The 13,187-nt window shown below is 65.9% G+C and carries 19 protein-coding genes; 2 read left to right on the forward strand and 17 right to left on the reverse strand.

Annotation, left to right across the window (positions count from 1 at the left end):
- From WDW90_RS18105 to WDW90_RS18165, 13 genes are all read right to left on the reverse strand, one after another.
- Window positions 1-345 (reverse strand): transposase (locus WDW90_RS18105; RefSeq protein WP_336488817.1); only part of this gene is annotated, 345 nt, incomplete at its 3' end.
- An 86-nt stretch (window positions 346-431) separates the two neighbouring features.
- Window positions 432-1,097: a recombinase family protein gene (locus WDW90_RS18110; RefSeq protein ID WP_336488818.1), complete on the reverse strand. Its 666-nt coding sequence runs from the start codon at window positions 1,095-1,097 to the stop codon at window positions 432-434.
- Between the two features lie 76 nt (window positions 1,098-1,173).
- Window positions 1,174-1,821 carry a hypothetical protein gene (locus WDW90_RS18115; protein WP_336488819.1) on the reverse strand — a complete coding sequence of 216 codons (648 nt, stop codon included), beginning with the start codon at window positions 1,819-1,821 and terminating at the stop codon, window positions 1,174-1,176.
- A 392-nt stretch (window positions 1,822-2,213) separates the two neighbouring features.
- The gene (locus WDW90_RS18120) at window positions 2,214-3,398 is read right to left on the reverse strand and encodes a hypothetical protein (RefSeq protein WP_336488820.1); all 1,185 of its coding nucleotides are present in this window, start codon (window positions 3,396-3,398) and stop codon (window positions 2,214-2,216) included.
- Between the two features lie 4 nt (window positions 3,399-3,402).
- Entirely contained in the window at window positions 3,403-3,582 is a 180-nt protein-coding gene (locus tag WDW90_RS18125) for a hypothetical protein (RefSeq protein ID WP_336488822.1), read from the reverse strand.
- A 458-nt stretch (window positions 3,583-4,040) separates the two neighbouring features.
- Window positions 4,041-4,379 (reverse strand): hypothetical protein, encoded by a 339-nt coding sequence (locus tag WDW90_RS18130; protein WP_336488823.1) that lies wholly within the window; start codon window positions 4,377-4,379, stop codon window positions 4,041-4,043.
- A 15-nt stretch (window positions 4,380-4,394) separates the two neighbouring features.
- Entirely contained in the window at window positions 4,395-5,153 is a 759-nt protein-coding gene (locus tag WDW90_RS18135; RefSeq protein WP_336488824.1) for a hypothetical protein, read from the reverse strand.
- 122 nt (window positions 5,154-5,275) lie between these two features.
- Window positions 5,276-5,611 (reverse strand): hypothetical protein, encoded by a 336-nt coding sequence (locus WDW90_RS18140; protein WP_336488825.1) that lies wholly within the window; start codon window positions 5,609-5,611, stop codon window positions 5,276-5,278.
- Window positions 5,604-5,948, reverse strand: coding sequence for a hypothetical protein (locus WDW90_RS18145; RefSeq protein ID WP_336488826.1), 345 nt, complete (start codon window positions 5,946-5,948; stop codon window positions 5,604-5,606). The genes WDW90_RS18140 and WDW90_RS18145 overlap by 8 nt, the downstream gene beginning before the upstream one ends.
- A 4-nt stretch (window positions 5,949-5,952) precedes the next feature.
- A complete protein-coding gene (locus WDW90_RS18150) occupies window positions 5,953-6,237 on the reverse strand; it encodes a hypothetical protein (RefSeq protein ID WP_336488827.1) in 285 nt (94 codons plus the stop codon).
- Between the two features lie 377 nt (window positions 6,238-6,614).
- Complete coding sequence (locus WDW90_RS18155; protein ID WP_336488828.1) at window positions 6,615-7,730, reverse strand: AAA family ATPase; 1,116 nt, start codon at window positions 7,728-7,730, stop codon at window positions 6,615-6,617.
- On the reverse strand, window positions 7,727-8,095 hold the full coding sequence (locus WDW90_RS18160; protein ID WP_336488830.1) for a hypothetical protein: 369 nt from the start codon (window positions 8,093-8,095) through the stop codon (window positions 7,727-7,729). The genes WDW90_RS18155 and WDW90_RS18160 overlap by 4 nt, the downstream gene beginning before the upstream one ends.
- Window positions 8,096-8,098: 3 nt before the next feature.
- Complete coding sequence (locus WDW90_RS18165; RefSeq protein WP_336488831.1) at window positions 8,099-8,311, reverse strand: excisionase family DNA-binding protein; 213 nt, start codon at window positions 8,309-8,311, stop codon at window positions 8,099-8,101.
- A 127-nt stretch (window positions 8,312-8,438) separates the two neighbouring features.
- Between WDW90_RS18165 and WDW90_RS18170 the strand changes: the two genes are divergently transcribed.
- Complete coding sequence (locus WDW90_RS18170; RefSeq protein ID WP_336488832.1) at window positions 8,439-9,095, forward strand: hypothetical protein; 657 nt, start codon at window positions 8,439-8,441, stop codon at window positions 9,093-9,095.
- A 319-nt stretch (window positions 9,096-9,414) separates the two neighbouring features.
- Here WDW90_RS18170 and WDW90_RS18175 read toward each other — a convergent pair whose 3' ends face one another.
- The 4 genes from WDW90_RS18175 to WDW90_RS18190 all read right to left on the reverse strand — a co-directional run bounded on the left by WDW90_RS18175 (window position 9,415) and on the right by WDW90_RS18190 (window position 12,531).
- Complete coding sequence (locus tag WDW90_RS18175; protein ID WP_336488833.1) at window positions 9,415-9,705, reverse strand: hypothetical protein; 291 nt, start codon at window positions 9,703-9,705, stop codon at window positions 9,415-9,417.
- Between the two features lie 827 nt (window positions 9,706-10,532).
- The gene (locus tag WDW90_RS18180) at window positions 10,533-10,760 is read right to left on the reverse strand and encodes a hypothetical protein (RefSeq protein WP_336488835.1); all 228 of its coding nucleotides are present in this window, start codon (window positions 10,758-10,760) and stop codon (window positions 10,533-10,535) included.
- 353 nt (window positions 10,761-11,113) lie between these two features.
- The gene (locus WDW90_RS18185; protein WP_336488836.1) at window positions 11,114-11,281 is read right to left on the reverse strand and encodes a hypothetical protein; all 168 of its coding nucleotides are present in this window, start codon (window positions 11,279-11,281) and stop codon (window positions 11,114-11,116) included.
- A gap of 2 nt (window positions 11,282-11,283) precedes the next feature.
- Window positions 11,284-12,531 carry a deoxyguanosinetriphosphate triphosphohydrolase gene (locus WDW90_RS18190; protein WP_336488837.1) on the reverse strand — a complete coding sequence of 416 codons (1,248 nt, stop codon included), beginning with the start codon at window positions 12,529-12,531 and terminating at the stop codon, window positions 11,284-11,286.
- A 188-nt stretch (window positions 12,532-12,719) separates the two neighbouring features.
- Between WDW90_RS18190 and WDW90_RS18195 the strand changes: the two genes are divergently transcribed.
- Window positions 12,720-13,046 carry a HesB/IscA family protein gene (locus WDW90_RS18195; protein WP_336488839.1) on the forward strand — a complete coding sequence of 109 codons (327 nt, stop codon included), beginning with the start codon at window positions 12,720-12,722 and terminating at the stop codon, window positions 13,044-13,046.
- Window positions 13,047-13,187 lie beyond the last annotated feature (141 nt).

The raw sequence follows: 13,187 nt of genomic DNA on the forward strand, positions 1-13,187 counted from the left end.
TGTCCCGCTCAGCTTGTGAGCCCCTTTTCGATGGGCTCCTGCAGCCTTCTGATGCGCACGGATGCTGGTGCCGTCGAGGAACGTCATCCCGAGCTGCACCCCGGCATGCTGAGCGAGGCGGAGCAGGCGCTCCCAGACACCGAGGCGGGCCCAACGGATGAAGGTCTGAGCCGCGCGAGCCCAGGGACCAAGCTCAGCCGGGATGGCTCGCCACTTGGCCCCGTTCTGATGCCGCCAGAGGATGGCCGAGATCGTGCGACGCAGATCCTGCGGCGGCGTCTTGCCCCTCGGCCGGCACGCCTCGATAAGCGGCTCCAGCTTTCTCCATTCTGCGTCGTCCAGCATCACTCCTCCCAGTCAGGAGGAGCAAAACGCCCGCACACGGAACACGTTCAAGGCCGAACAGGCCGTAGATACCCGGGTCATGGCGGTTAAGGTATCTGCACCTGCACCCGCCGCACCTGCACGTCCGACCACGCCCCGCCCCGTGGTGCCGGGATGCCGCGGGCGTTGAGCGCCGCGGCGATCCCACCGTGAGAGGTCGTGCCGGCCGCCCGGATAGCCGTGATGACGGGGGCGAGGTCCTGCGCACGCTTCGCTGCCCTGTCAGCCTGCTGAGCTCGACCGCGATCTTGCCCGGCGTCCTGGTTCCGTAGGTTCTCGGGCTTCCCAAGCCGCACGCCCCGCGCCTTCGCCGCCGCCAGCGCTGCCTTGGTCCGGGCCGAGATCATCTTCCGCTCGGCCTGGGCGACCACGGCCATGATACCAACCACGAGCTCATTCGCCTCGGGCATATCGGCAGCGACGAACCGAACCCCGGCCTTCTGAAGCCCAAGCAGGAAGTGCGCATCGCGCGACAACCGATCGAGCTTCGCGATCACCAGGGTAGCATTGTGCAGCCGGCAGAGCGCCAGGGCTTCCTCGAGGCGGGGGCGCGCGTCCCGCGCCCCGCTCTCAACCTCGACCAGTTCGGCCACAAGGCTCCCGCCGGCCGCGAGGTAGTCCGCGACCGCCTTGCGCTGCCCCTCCAGGCCGAGCCCGGAGCGACCCTGCCGGTCCGTGGAGACCCGCAGATATGAAACGAAGCTGCCGCCCACACCCTGCCCCCGACATGCGTCCGAACGAGCGTTCAACCGGATGTCGGAGTGTTGGAGGCAGAGAGTTAACGAAGACTTACCTATACCGCAGTATCTCTTCGCGGATATGATCACGAAAAGAACCAGAGGAGCATTTAGGCTTCGAAAGTTCTGGAACGAATTCTTGATCAATCGCGGCAGCACGCTTCTCATCAATCAAGCCGATTCCGCCACCGATATTCACATCACCAACAATGTGCGCCTCCGCCCGATAGCTCCAGCGATAGTATGCTTCGATTTTGAGTCTTTGTTGCCCCCCGACGCACTGGATCGCGCCTGCACATGCATCTACGCGCACGTGAAGCGCATTGACAGGATCACGATAAGGAACAAAGTCAGGAACAAGCTGAGCACATCCACCTGATGAGACATTCCAATTCGTTGTTTTATTGTCTGAAACTCCAGCTATGCTTTTGTAAAAAGTATATCGTAAATACAATTTATCATTTGTTTGATAAACTTTCCATTCGTCAGAAAATTTTATTACAGTCAGATCTATGCCCTGCCCACCAGACCCTAGGAGAAATTCGGCTGCACGCAAATTTCCAGCTGAGCTAGTGAGTAGCATTACAGAGAGATTCAGAATTATAATTTTTAGCGTGCTTTTCGGACGCTGGCCCTCAACGAGGAGGATGAGCCTTCCGCACCATGGCTTGCAAAACCAGAACCGACCAGTCATCGCCATGGCGGCCCCCGATAACAGCCTGTCACGCTCTCAACGATCGCCCTCTAAAGCTGTTCCAACAGCTGGCGATCTCCCGGAAACCTACTGAGCTATCTGCCGGATATTTGCCGGAAATTCTGCGCGCACCGCCGTTAGGCGTACTATTGCGTACATTCGCAGTCTGGCGGAAGAGGGCGGAGCGGACTGGGGCTGCCACCCCGGTTCCGCCCCTAACCACCTGAACCACGGGAAAAAGCCCAGATGGCTAGCCAACCTTTTGACGTGCGCGCCGCAGGAGTCGAGCCCGGCCCTGACCCTTTCCTCGCCCATATCCCCGATCTCGCCGCCTACGATCGCCACGCCGCCCTGTCCTCAGAGAGGGCCTTCTCAAGCAGGTAGGCCGCGGCCCTGGCCTAGCTTGCATTCTCGGGCTGCGCCGGGGTGATGCCCATGTTGGGCAACTGGCTCGTGTCGTTGGCGCTGCGGTAGCGGGCCGAGAACGCCATCTCGTTCACGAGATCAACGGTGGTCTGCGAGCCGCCCTGGGCGTCCTGCTGGTAGCTGTAGCCCCACAGCTTGAGTTCGAGTTCGCCGCCCTTGTTGGGGAACAGCATGGGCGAGCGCACGATCACCCAATCCTTCTGCAAGTCCCACAGGCCGCCAATGCCGGGGCGCAGCCAGCCGGCGTAGGTGACGCTCACGCGCAATTGGGTCGCGGCGATCTGTTGAACCTCCATGTCCGCCCGGAGCGCCGCTTCCTTCGGGGACAGCGGCATCTCGGCCATGATGATGCGGGTGGACGTGCTGGGGCCGCCGTCCGCGCTGCCCTTGGCCTTCACCTCAGCGGCCTTCCGGCCAAACTCTTGATCCGAGCCCGGCCGCTGTGCGTTGGCGATGACCTCGGACACGCCCGGGTCACTCATCGAGCAGCGGGCCGCCAGAATGTTCTGTCCCTCCACGAACCGGATCAGGCTGCCGCTCTTGCTGGCGCCCGTGCCGATGATGGTGCCATCCTTGCCCGCGGACAGGCGCACCGCGCGCTGGTTGGCGAGCCGGGCGATGAGTTCGAACGGGCTCTCACCGGTTCGCACGACCACGTTGGGGAACGGCTCGTCCGCGCCCTCGGGCGGGTCCTGCAACTGGAATTTCATGGAGTACGGCTTCAGCACCGCGTTGGCGATGGCGCTGAGCGTGTACCCCCGGTATTGGCCTCCGGGCTGGCCGTTCTGCGTCTTGGTGTCGATCGAGGCCCGGGTGATCAGCTCGGCCTTGCCGTAGCCGGACACCTCGACCGCGTGGCGGGAGCCGTCGTAGGCCGTCTGGCGAGCGATGATGTAGCCGCCGATCAGGGCTTCCTCGCCCGCGAGCGTGATGTCCACCCGGTCCCCGGGCTTGAGCCGGAACACCTTGGGATCCGGCTCGGCGCAGACCAGCCGGAAGCGGATCGGCCAAAATTCCTCGTAGTCCTGCGAGATGCTGACGGTGAGCCAGTCGCGGTATCCGGCGGTCGGCCCGGTGGCCTGTCCGTGACCGCCGGTCGAGTTCTGGGTGTCACCACCCTGGACGCGGACCTCGCAGATCAGCCGGGGGTCGGCCATGGCATCAACCTTTCACGCGTGAGGGGCGCGGGCCCAGGGACAGGCCCAGGCGGCGGGCGAGGGCGAGGCTCCGGGCATCCCGCGCCAGATGCGCCTGGAGGCGGTCCAGCTCCGCGATCTGGGTCCGGTTGACCGCGATGGCGGCCTCGATGTTGGCCAGGATGGTCACCCGCGTTTCAGACATCCGTTTCGTTTTCCTGATGGGAAAATCGCTCTATCTCTGCGAAGCGAAATGCGTTTGCTGGGCCACTGACTAGGAAAGTGTCGGACTCGCGCGGACCCCCGGGTCTCCCCCCTTCGGAAGGACCCGAGCAATCCTCCCGCTCGGTGCGCCACCCTCGCTCTGCCTGCCCGCCACGGGCGAGGGTGGCGCAGGACGGCCGCCAATCCGCTGCAGTATGTCCCCCGGTGCCGGGGCGGTGTGGTGGGTGTGTACGGGCATTCTGCATGATCCACCCCTGCCACGGCCGGCGCCATGGCAAAGCGCCGGCCGCTCCGCGCAGGGCCCGCGGGCGACAGAACGGGCCGGGAGCGCAGAGGCCGTGCCGAAAGAGTTCCACAGCCCGCGCGCCGGCTCGTTGAGGCCGTCGCACCCCCACCGCTCAGCAGGCGGAGATAACCCGCCGGGCGATCTCGTGAAGCTTAGCCGGTGCGGCGCCACCGCGTCCCGTCGTGGGCGAAGCGCTCCTCACCGAGCGCGAAGGCCTCCCCCGGCAGGCTCTGGTCGTACGCCCGCCTGTCCCGCCGCACCTGCGCGTCCCGAGTCACGGTGACGGTCGTGGTCGGCTTGGGCGCTCCCGGCTTGCCGAGGGCGCGGCGCGCGACCCGGGCTCCGCGCGCAATCTCCTCCTGGCATTGGGTATCCGCGAGGCGACGGTCCAGATCTTCTCCGATCTGTTCTTTCACCTTGGCGGCTTCTTGCTCGCCAACACGGCGCATGATCTCGCTCCAGGCTCTCATCTGCGTGGTGGGTGCACCCATAAACTGCTCCTGTACTTAGAAATAGAATTCGCTCTTCGGGTCGAAGCTGGGGATGCGTAAGTCGCAGAGCGGGCTTCGGTGGGGGCGGGCGGGGGAGAACGTGCCACTCAGGGTCGTGCGGCCGGTCGGCTCGCGTCGGAGTTCGACGTTCTCGCGCACGAACGGAACGGACATCCGCCGGCCTGTCCGCCGGCAGTAGGGGATCAAGTCGACGACGGGTACTTCCCGCGGATAGGTGGCTGGACGGCTGTTATCCGGCTCAACCGTTCCGAGCAGATCGGCGCCTTCGGGCAGGCGGTCATTGGCGAGGCTGCCCTGCGCATTCGCCTGCAGGATGCCCGTGGCGATCTCGGCGAGGCGGACCGCAGCCTTCTCGTAGGCACCTATTGTCTTGCGGGCAGCGTCGATAGCGTCGCTGGCGCGGCGATATTGCTCCCAGCGGGAGGCCTGTTCGGCTGCTGCCTCAACGGCTTCCAGTTCGGCCTGCAGCTCGTCCTCGCGGTCTTCCAAGCGGCGCAGGGCGGCATCGGTCGTTTGGATTGCGATCTGCAGGGCGGCGACGCGATCCTCGTGGGCCGCGAGGCGCCCGGCAGCCTCGGCCTCGGGCCGCTCACACAAGAGCAACCCCGACTGCTCGACCAACTGCCCCCGACGCTCGGTCAGCGCGCGGTGCTCGCGATCGACGGCGGTGAGATCGGCCTCGACGTCGCCCACCGTGCGGGCCGGAGCCTCGGGCGCGACGGGTTCACGGTCGTGGTTTTTGCGCTTGGCCACGGCATCAGCCTCATAGTGATGGGGCCGATTCTACGGCGGCGAGTCAGGCTGCGGAGAGCGCGCACAGCAGAAATCCGGACATTTGCGCCATGATCCACAGGTGACCAGAGCCGGCTGCAAGCTTAGCAACCAGTTTGCCTATCGGGAATACCGATGAATTTGAGCAGACGGCCGCGCGATACGCACCATCGACCGTTCGGCAGCCGCCATCCTAGGCCATGAGCCGCGACGATGCGGGTGGCGTGGCGGGTTGAGCACCTGAGAAGCTGCGCCGCCGTGCTGAGCCGGATCTCATCCCCCGGCGCGATGGGCTGACCGACCGCGGGCCGGTCAGGCGACGCCGTGCCTTCGAAGTCGAGCGCGCGGTCGATGATCGCCAACGATTCCTGCAGGCTATCCCGGGCCGCGGTCAGGCGCTGGCGGTCGATCGGCGTCAGGGCTAGGGCCAAGTCAGGCATGCCCGCCCCCAACGAGCTGGCGGGCGACGAGCGCGGCATCGGGCAGGCCCTCAGCCGCGAGCACATTCGCAGCCAGGGTCAGCGCGGCATCGGCTTCGGCGCTCGTCAAGCGTGGCGGCGTCCACCCGGCCTCGCCTTCGCCCTCGCCCACCGGGGGCTCGGCACGCGGCCCGGCCTGCCGGGCGAGGTCCTCCGCCCACGCACGCACGTCATCGCGGGTCCGAAGAAACTCGAAGACGACGTGGTAGACGACGGCATTGATACGGCGTGCACGGGCCGGGTCGTGGACGCTGTAGGGATCCTCGGCCGAGTCGCTGGCGGGCGTGTCGTTCGTCATGGCGTCAGTCGCGGTTCGAGGGGCAGGTCAGTCGGGTCAGGCGGGACAGGGCGGCGAAGGCGGCGAGGACGTGCCGGCGGTCGTGCGGGGTGAGGCGGTTGAGGGCGGCCAGGGCCAGCGTCAGCGCGTCCGGGTCGGTCTCAGCCTCCGCGAGGGCAGCGCACAGGGTCTGTCCGCGGGCGCCGCAGTAGGCGCGAACCAGGGCCCGCAAGCTCCGCAACCGGGCGAGGCGCTCGGCCGAGTCGATGTCCGGGCGGAACGGCCCCCAGCCGTCAGAGGCGGCGATCATCGCGCGCTCCCCCAGCGGTGCCGGGCTGGTCGACCGCGAAAGGAGTTTGTGACTGATGTGGCAGACTGTGAGGGCTCAAAAGTCACAAAGTCGGCAAAGCTGCGAGAGGTGGCCGAACAGCGTTTTCGAACCAGCGGAATGTGACATCTTGGAAAACCCCGCCTGTCACAATTGTCACAAACTTCCCTGTTTTCGGCCCTTCCAGAGCCTTCAAGGATCGTCCTCCCTAGGGAAGGACTCTCGAAGAGGACAGGAAAGGGTGAGAAGTGCCCACTCTCTGTCACAACGGTCACAAAGTCACTTTGAGGGTATCGGTATGGTTCGGGTGTCATGGCTGGATTGAGGTTTGTGACTTTGTGACCGTTGTGACAGGGGTGCTAGAGGCGCGGGGTTCGCGGCGTCGCGACGTACTGGCCCCGGCCGATCTTGTGGATCTCGCCGGCCTGGACCATCCGCGTCAGGGTCTTGCGGGTGGCGGCGTAATCGGCGCCGGTCAGGTCGGCGATTTCCTGCGGACTCAGCGGGCGCTCGCTGCCGTGGAGGGTCTGGATGATCTTACTGCGCTCATCGGAACGGCGAACTTCGGTCGCATCGCCAAGCAGGGTCCAGGTGCCCGTTGCCGGATCGAACGAAACGGCGCTCTCGACTTCCTCGATATCGCGGCCCCTTCCGTACAAGGTTGTACCTTGGCTGGTGCGAGCCAGCACCAGCGTCGTGTCGGCCGTGCCAGTCAGACCCGTTGAGCCGGACAGGCAGTCGAACGGGTCCTCGGCCTCAGCTTTCCGGCTGTGATGACAAACGAGGATGCCGATCCGGTGCTCAGCCGCGAGGGAGTGGAGCCCCTTGAGGGACCGCACGTCATAGTCATACACGCTCTCATTCCGCCCTTGAGCGGGGCGGACACGGTTCAAAACGTCCACGACGATCAGGCGCGGATTGGGGACACGATCGATCCACTGCCGCAGGGCCTCGATCAGCCCGGCATCCAGGCCGGGAGCCTTGGTGTCGATAAAGAGACGGTCCGGGACCTTCCCGCCCGGGAGCAACTGCGCCAAGCGCTTTTGGAGCCGCCGTTCGTTGTCTTCCAAGCAGAGGCAGAGCACATCGCCCTGGTCCACGAGGATGTGGTTCAGTGCGACGCCTCCGGTGGCGACCGCAATGGCTGTCGTCATCAGAAGCCAGGACTTCCCGATCTTGCCCTTCCCGGCCAGCAAGGTCAGGCCCTCGGGGATAAAGCCGGGAACGATGGTGCGAACCGGAGGCAACTCCTTCCGCATCAGGTCGGCAGCAGACATCTGCCCCAAGCCGGGGGCGGACGCCTCATTCGCGGCTCGTTCCGCGTCGCGCCGCCGCTCCGGGAACTGCCCCGGCTCGACGGTGTGAAGGCCGGGCCCGCGCGCCCCGTTCAGAGGCCGCCCATCGTCCGCGCGATCCGGCTTGTCGGGCAGCAGGTGGCGGGCGAAGGCGTCCAGATTGATGCGCGGGGCCCTCACGCGCGGCCTCCGTCGCGGTGGCTCTGGCGGCGCTGGCGCTCGCGCGTCTTCGCGTCCTCCAGAAGGTCAAGCAGCTCCAACAGGTCGTTGAATACTTTGGCGCCTAAGATCAGAATGCGTTTAGCGCCGTAATAATCAAGTATTTCCAAGTGGTCGTAAGCCGCGGTGATCTGGTGAGACAGAATGTAGATCCGCCCCTGCATCTCGTGGCGAATCATGTCGGTGCTTCCGTGGCTCAAATCTTCGGGCGCAATCCGATGATTTGCTTGATCTGCGGGCCGGTCGGTGGCATATTCCCGATCGCTGACTTGCCTGGAAGCAATCGAGGAACCCGCCGTCGCCCCGCGATGCGCGGGTTTTTCCATGGCTCAGGCCGCCCCCCGCTGCGTGCGATCGGGCTGGTCCAGCAGGCGCTCGAAGGCGGGGAGCGGGACGAGCAAGAGCCGCCCGATCCGAATCGTCGGGATCTCACCCCGCCGGACGGCTTCATAGGCCGAGCCCCGGCTGACCCCGAGACGCCGGCCAGCTTCCTCGACGGTGATCGTCCTGCGCTCTGTGTGACTCAAGCGAATGTCTGCCATCGCGTGCTCCTGTGTGGGACCGAATGTGGTGTCATTCTGGTAGAACCACATTTGGTGTCAAGGGACCGCTTGCGGTGCTGCAACGGCTTGATACGATTGCGGGCCAGCAGCGCAGGGGAACAGTGCAATGACCGACAGAGAGCAATCGGATACGGTTCAGCTTAAGCTGCGCCTGAAAGAGCCCGACCGGGCGGCGCTGGAGCGAGCCGCTCAAGGGCGCGGCGTCTCAATGAACACAGAGATCGTCGACAGGCTTCGGCGCTCATTTGATGATGACCGCTCGGTGTCCGATATTTTCGGGAACCGGCGCGATTTCGCGCTGATGAAGCTTATCTATTCGACGATCGAGACAATAAGTAACCTGAATAAGCCCGACGCCGACTGGCTCGAAGATCCCTATCGGTTTGATCAGGCTTTCAAAGCGGTGACGGCCATCTTTGAGTCTATCCGTCCCCCTGGCGCCGTGCCCGAAGGCGCCGAAGCCCATGATCGCGGCGGGCAGAAGCGCGGTCTTGGGGCGGCGTTTATGGCTCTTGATGAAGTGATGCGCGCAAATCCCGGTGCTGCTTTTGATGAAAAAGAGCACAAGCTGCGAGCCGCGACTCTGGCCACGGATCTTGGGAAGCTTGCTACGGAAGCCCGCCTCCCCGGCAAGACGGTCGCGAAAATAGCCGATGAACTTCTGCCGTATGTCGAACAGGCGCGCGCCGAGGGTGTTTCGCCGCTCGAGATCTATCGTCGAACGCGCAACGAGGCGGCGGGAGATGCCCCCGCGCGGCCGTGACTACCTGCGAGCGCATCTTGCGGATTGGGCCCTTTGGTGCGGCGCGCCCCCGCCGGCCCCTCGGGATCAGACCGGAAGTTACTACATATGAGTAATTACGTCCGCGCGCCCGCGCCGAACCGCGTACTCGACGTCGGGTACAGCCTCTCGGGCTAAGTCACATCCTCTGCGACCGCTCGGTGTTTGCACGCGCAAACACTTCGGATGATGTCGTCACGGCGCTCAGGCCATATATTGCCGGCGCTTCGCTGGGCGCCGATGCGGTCTCAGAGCCCAGTTTTTTCAATTAAATTGGAGGTTCTGCTGCCCTGCGTTGGCGTCAGGTGCGGCCAGCAACTTCCTGGAGCACAGCGGCGGCCAGCATGACGTCGGGGTTGGCTTCGTTGAGCGTGCCGGCGGCGTCGAGAGCCGCGAAGGCGAGTGCTGCCTTAGCCCGTAGCTCCTCCGGCGAGGCCGCGGGCTCGATCGTGGCACGCTCGACGACGGCATTGTACCGGCCGACCTCAGCGTCGAGGCGGTCGTTGTTCCAACAGTGCGAGGCTTCGCTGTCCATCAGGCCGAGCTGTTCAACCGCCCAGCCGCAGGCCGATGCCAGATCACGTTCACGCATTGGAATCTCCTTGGAAATAGGGCCGCAAGGCAATGCAGTGACCTACTCGGCCCACCCAGTTTATGATATCAAAAACTATGAATCACGGCAACGAAAGACCACGCGGCGGCAGACCAGCTACCGGCCAGGGTGAGCCGGTGCTCGTCCGCGTTCACCCGCCTCTGCTGGCACTGCTTGATGCGTGGATCGCCGCGCAGCCGGAGCCGCGGCCCACCCGGCCTGAGGCGGTGCGGCGGCTGATGGCGCTTGGTCTGGAGGCACATGGTGGGGCCAGAGGTCGAGGTTCGTGACGGCCACCTCGGCGTTCCCATGCGGAACGCCGGCCGGTTCCGCTCTCAGTGGCGCTTGATCGCTGAGCCTCCGTTTCATTCCCGCCGGATACTCAAGCTACTTGGTACACCAGGGGTTCTATGGCCAAGGTTCGGCGCTAAGAGAGCGGCGGGCGGATTTTTCCTGATCGGTTGCCGCCCACGCCGCCGGCTGGCGCGCAACCTCGCCCCCGGGAAGCGCCGGCCGGCGGCACTTAGAACTTCCTGCCGTTTTGCCGCGCTTGTCGCCGCATGATCCTACGGCAGATGCAGATGAGCGCCCTGTCGCGAGTGGGGTGGCAGTCGCCGGCCGTGCTCGGTTAACCCCCCCTCCGATGTGCGGCCGGTGACACCTGCCAGAAACAATCCAGCACACTTCGCGGAGCAGGCTTCAGCTTGCGCCCTGCCGAGCGATCAGGGTGGCAGGCACCGGCTACACCCGTCTCAATGCCCCCTCGACGCGGCGTGTGGTCGGTGACCCATGCGCGCTTTTCAGCACTGCTGTAGCCGTGTGGTCGCCTAGCCCGTCAGCCGTCGCCACCATGAACGCTCGGCTTGCTCTCGCCATGCATCGCGGTCCGCTGTGAGCGCGATCAGTTTCGCCTTCAGGCGCTCGATTTGGCCATAAGCCGCACCGGCCTCATGGGCCGCTGCAACCAGATCATCCTGCGCGACCGCGAGGCGCTTTTGAAGCTGGCTAATCTGCTCTCGCAGCTCCAGAACCAGTTCGTCCGCACTCTTCGACATCGCGTAGCCTGCCCTGACGGAGGCGCAGCGCGGGAACGAAAGTCCCGACACGTACTAAAGCGATCAGCGGGGAGAATACAAAACGGTTACGGTAATATCCGTGCCTTCGCAGCCACACGGAGTTATTGGTACGTCACTATACTTCGACTTATATTCAAAAATAGGAAAAATACGTCTTCCAAGCCAGCATATACTCCTTTCGGCGCGTGGCCAGCGGTAGGCTGCATCCTTCTGAACGGCTGCCGCACATGCGCTCCGCCGGCGCCACCGTGGACCGTCGTGGACCGAATGGCATCGAATTTCGAAGCGATTGGACCGAGTTTGACGAATTTCAAGGCAACAAAATCAAGGGTTTAGCCGAACAACCCAACCTTGTTGACATGGCCGTAGACGTCGTTGTCGCCCCAGCGGGTGCCGAGGCCGACATGGCGCGGGTAGGCGGCGCGGGTGTCGGGTGCGGCGCGGCTGTCGTCAGCAGCGCGGCGCTCCTGCGCGGCGGAGGCTGCGGTCCGGCCGGTCACCGTCACGGCTCCGCCAGCGGCAGGCCGCGGCTCTCCGGGTTCCAGTGCAGGTCGGGGGTCGTCGGGAACAGCCGCCGGTGGGCCAGCACCGCGTAGGTATCGGTCATGCCCGCGATGTAGTCGGCGATGCGGCGGCGGGTCCGCCCCTCCCCGGCCCCGGCGAGGTCCGCGCTCCACTCCTCGGGCATGCGCGCGGGATCCTCCGCGAAGGCCGAGAACAGGTCGACGACGATCTCGGCCGCGTGCGCCCGCACCGCCATCACGCCCGGGTGCCGGTACATGCGGGCGTACAGGAAGGTCTTGATCTGCGCGTCCGCCTCGGCGATCGCCGCCGAGAAGGCGATGACGGGCGCGCCGGCATCCCGGATCGCCTCGACGCTGCCCGGCGCCAGCGCTGCGATCCGCCGTCCGCTCTCGGCGATCACGTCCTCGACGAAGCGCGTGATGACGCGGCGCGCGAGCTCGTGCACGCGCCGCGCGCTCTCGAGCCCCGGGTAGAGGTCCTCGATCTCCTCGAGCAGCCCGCGCAGGAACGGCACCTCCGCGAGGTCGGCGAGGTCGAACAGGCCGGCGCGCAGCCCGTCGTCGAGGTCGTGGGAATCGTAGGCGATGTCGTCGGCGAGCGCGGCGGCCTGCGCCTCCGGCCCGGCGAAGCGCGCGAGGTCGAGGCCGTTCGCCGCGTCGTATTCGAGGATCGCGGCCGGGATGCCGCCGGCCGCGTAGCGCGGGGCCGGGCGGCCGTCGGGCCCGAGCAGGGGGCCGTTGTGCTTGACGAGGCCCTCCAGCGTCTCCCAGGCGAGGTTGAGCCCGTCGAAGGCCGCGTAGCGCCGCTCCAGCCGGGTCACGATGCGCAGCGCCTGGGCGTTGTGATCGAAGCCGCCGTGCTCGGCCATGCAGGAATCGAGGGCGTCCTCGCCCGTATGCCCGAAGCAGGTGTGGCCGAGGTCGTGCGAGAGGGCGAGCGCTTCCGCCAGATCCTCGTCGAGGCCGAGCGCCCGGGCCAGGGCGCGCGCGATCTGGCTGACCTCCAGCGTGTGGGTGAGGCGGGTGCGGTAATGGTCGCCCTCGTGGTGCACGAAGACCTGGGTCTTGTGCTTGAGGCGCCGGAAGGCGGTGGAGTGGATGATGCGGTCGCGGTCGCGCTGGAAGTCGCTGCGGGTCGGCGAGCCGGGCTCCGGGATCAGGCGCCCGCGGGTCGCGGCCGGGTCCGTGGCGTAGGGCGCGCGCCAGCGCTCACCGTTCTGCCGCAAGGCCGCTCCTCTCCGTACCGGGCGCCCCGCATCCGGGCCGCGTTGCGGCGGCGGGGCCTTGTCCATATCTTGTGACCGGGAGCGCGTCTGGCAATCGCGAAAACGCCGCGGGGTTGGTTTGGCCCCAGGCTTGTCGCGGGCGGGCGCCCCTTGTGAGACGGGTCCGAGAGACGGGATCGTTGCGAGAGATGGCCGAGATCACCCTGACGCCCCGCGCCGCCAAGCGCATCAACGAGATCATGGGCGCCGAGCCGCCCGGCTCCTCGCTCCGCATCAGCGTGAACGGCGGCGGCTGCTCGGGCTTCTCCTACGCCTTCGACGTGGCGCAGGGCCGCGAGCCCGACGACGTCGCCGTCGAGCGCGACGGCGCCACCGTCCTGGTCGACGCGGTCTCGCTCGAATACATGGCCGGCTCGACGATCGATTTCGTCAACGACCTGATCGGCCAATCCTTCAAGATCGAGAATCCGCAGGCCACCGCCTCCTGCGGCTGCGGCACCTCGTTCTCGCTCTGACGAGGCCCGGCTCCGGGCTCGCCGCGCGGACCGTTGCTCCCGGATGACAGACACCTGCCCGTGCCGACGCGCGGCGCCGGGGCCCGATTGCCTCGCCGCGGAAACTGCGGCACGGATGCGGGCCGTGCGTTCCGATTTGAG

This window comes from Methylobacterium nigriterrae (assembly GCF_037106235.1).
In the GTDB taxonomy this organism is placed as follows: domain Bacteria; phylum Pseudomonadota; class Alphaproteobacteria; order Rhizobiales; family Beijerinckiaceae; genus Methylobacterium; species Methylobacterium nigriterrae.

Bases quoted from the DNA above. Each gene is read 5' to 3' on its own strand.
- WDW90_RS18120 (WP_336488820.1), bottom strand. From the start codon at position 3,398: ATGGCCGACCCCCGGCTGATCTGCGAGGTCCGCGTCCAGGGTGGTGAC.
- WDW90_RS18145 (WP_336488826.1), bottom strand. From the start codon at position 5,948: ATGACGAACGACACGCCCGCCAGCGACTCGGCCGAGGATCCCTACAGC.
- WDW90_RS18170 (WP_336488832.1), top strand. From the start codon at position 8,439: ATGACCGACAGAGAGCAATCGGATACGGTTCAGCTTAAGCTGCGCCTG.
- WDW90_RS18175 (WP_336488833.1), bottom strand. From the start codon at position 9,705: ATGCGTGAACGTGATCTGGCATCGGCCTGCGGCTGGGCGGTTGAACAG.
- WDW90_RS18195 (WP_336488839.1), top strand. From the start codon at position 12,720: ATGGCCGAGATCACCCTGACGCCCCGCGCCGCCAAGCGCATCAACGAG.
- WDW90_RS18125 (WP_336488822.1), bottom strand. From the start codon at position 3,582: ATGTCTGAAACGCGGGTGACCATCCTGGCCAACATCGAGGCCGCCATC.
- WDW90_RS18140 (WP_336488825.1), bottom strand. From the start codon at position 5,611: ATGCCTGACTTGGCCCTAGCCCTGACGCCGATCGACCGCCAGCGCCTG.
- WDW90_RS18115 (WP_336488819.1), bottom strand. From the start codon at position 1,821: ATGGCGATGACTGGTCGGTTCTGGTTTTGCAAGCCATGGTGCGGAAGG.
- WDW90_RS18130 (WP_336488823.1), bottom strand. From the start codon at position 4,379: ATGGGTGCACCCACCACGCAGATGAGAGCCTGGAGCGAGATCATGCGC.
- WDW90_RS18165 (WP_336488831.1), bottom strand. From the start codon at position 8,311: ATGGCAGACATTCGCTTGAGTCACACAGAGCGCAGGACGATCACCGTC.
- WDW90_RS18180 (WP_336488835.1), bottom strand. From the start codon at position 10,760: ATGTCGAAGAGTGCGGACGAACTGGTTCTGGAGCTGCGAGAGCAGATT.
- WDW90_RS18150 (WP_336488827.1), bottom strand. From the start codon at position 6,237: ATGATCGCCGCCTCTGACGGCTGGGGGCCGTTCCGCCCGGACATCGAC.
- WDW90_RS18160 (WP_336488830.1), bottom strand. From the start codon at position 8,095: ATGGAAAAACCCGCGCATCGCGGGGCGACGGCGGGTTCCTCGATTGCT.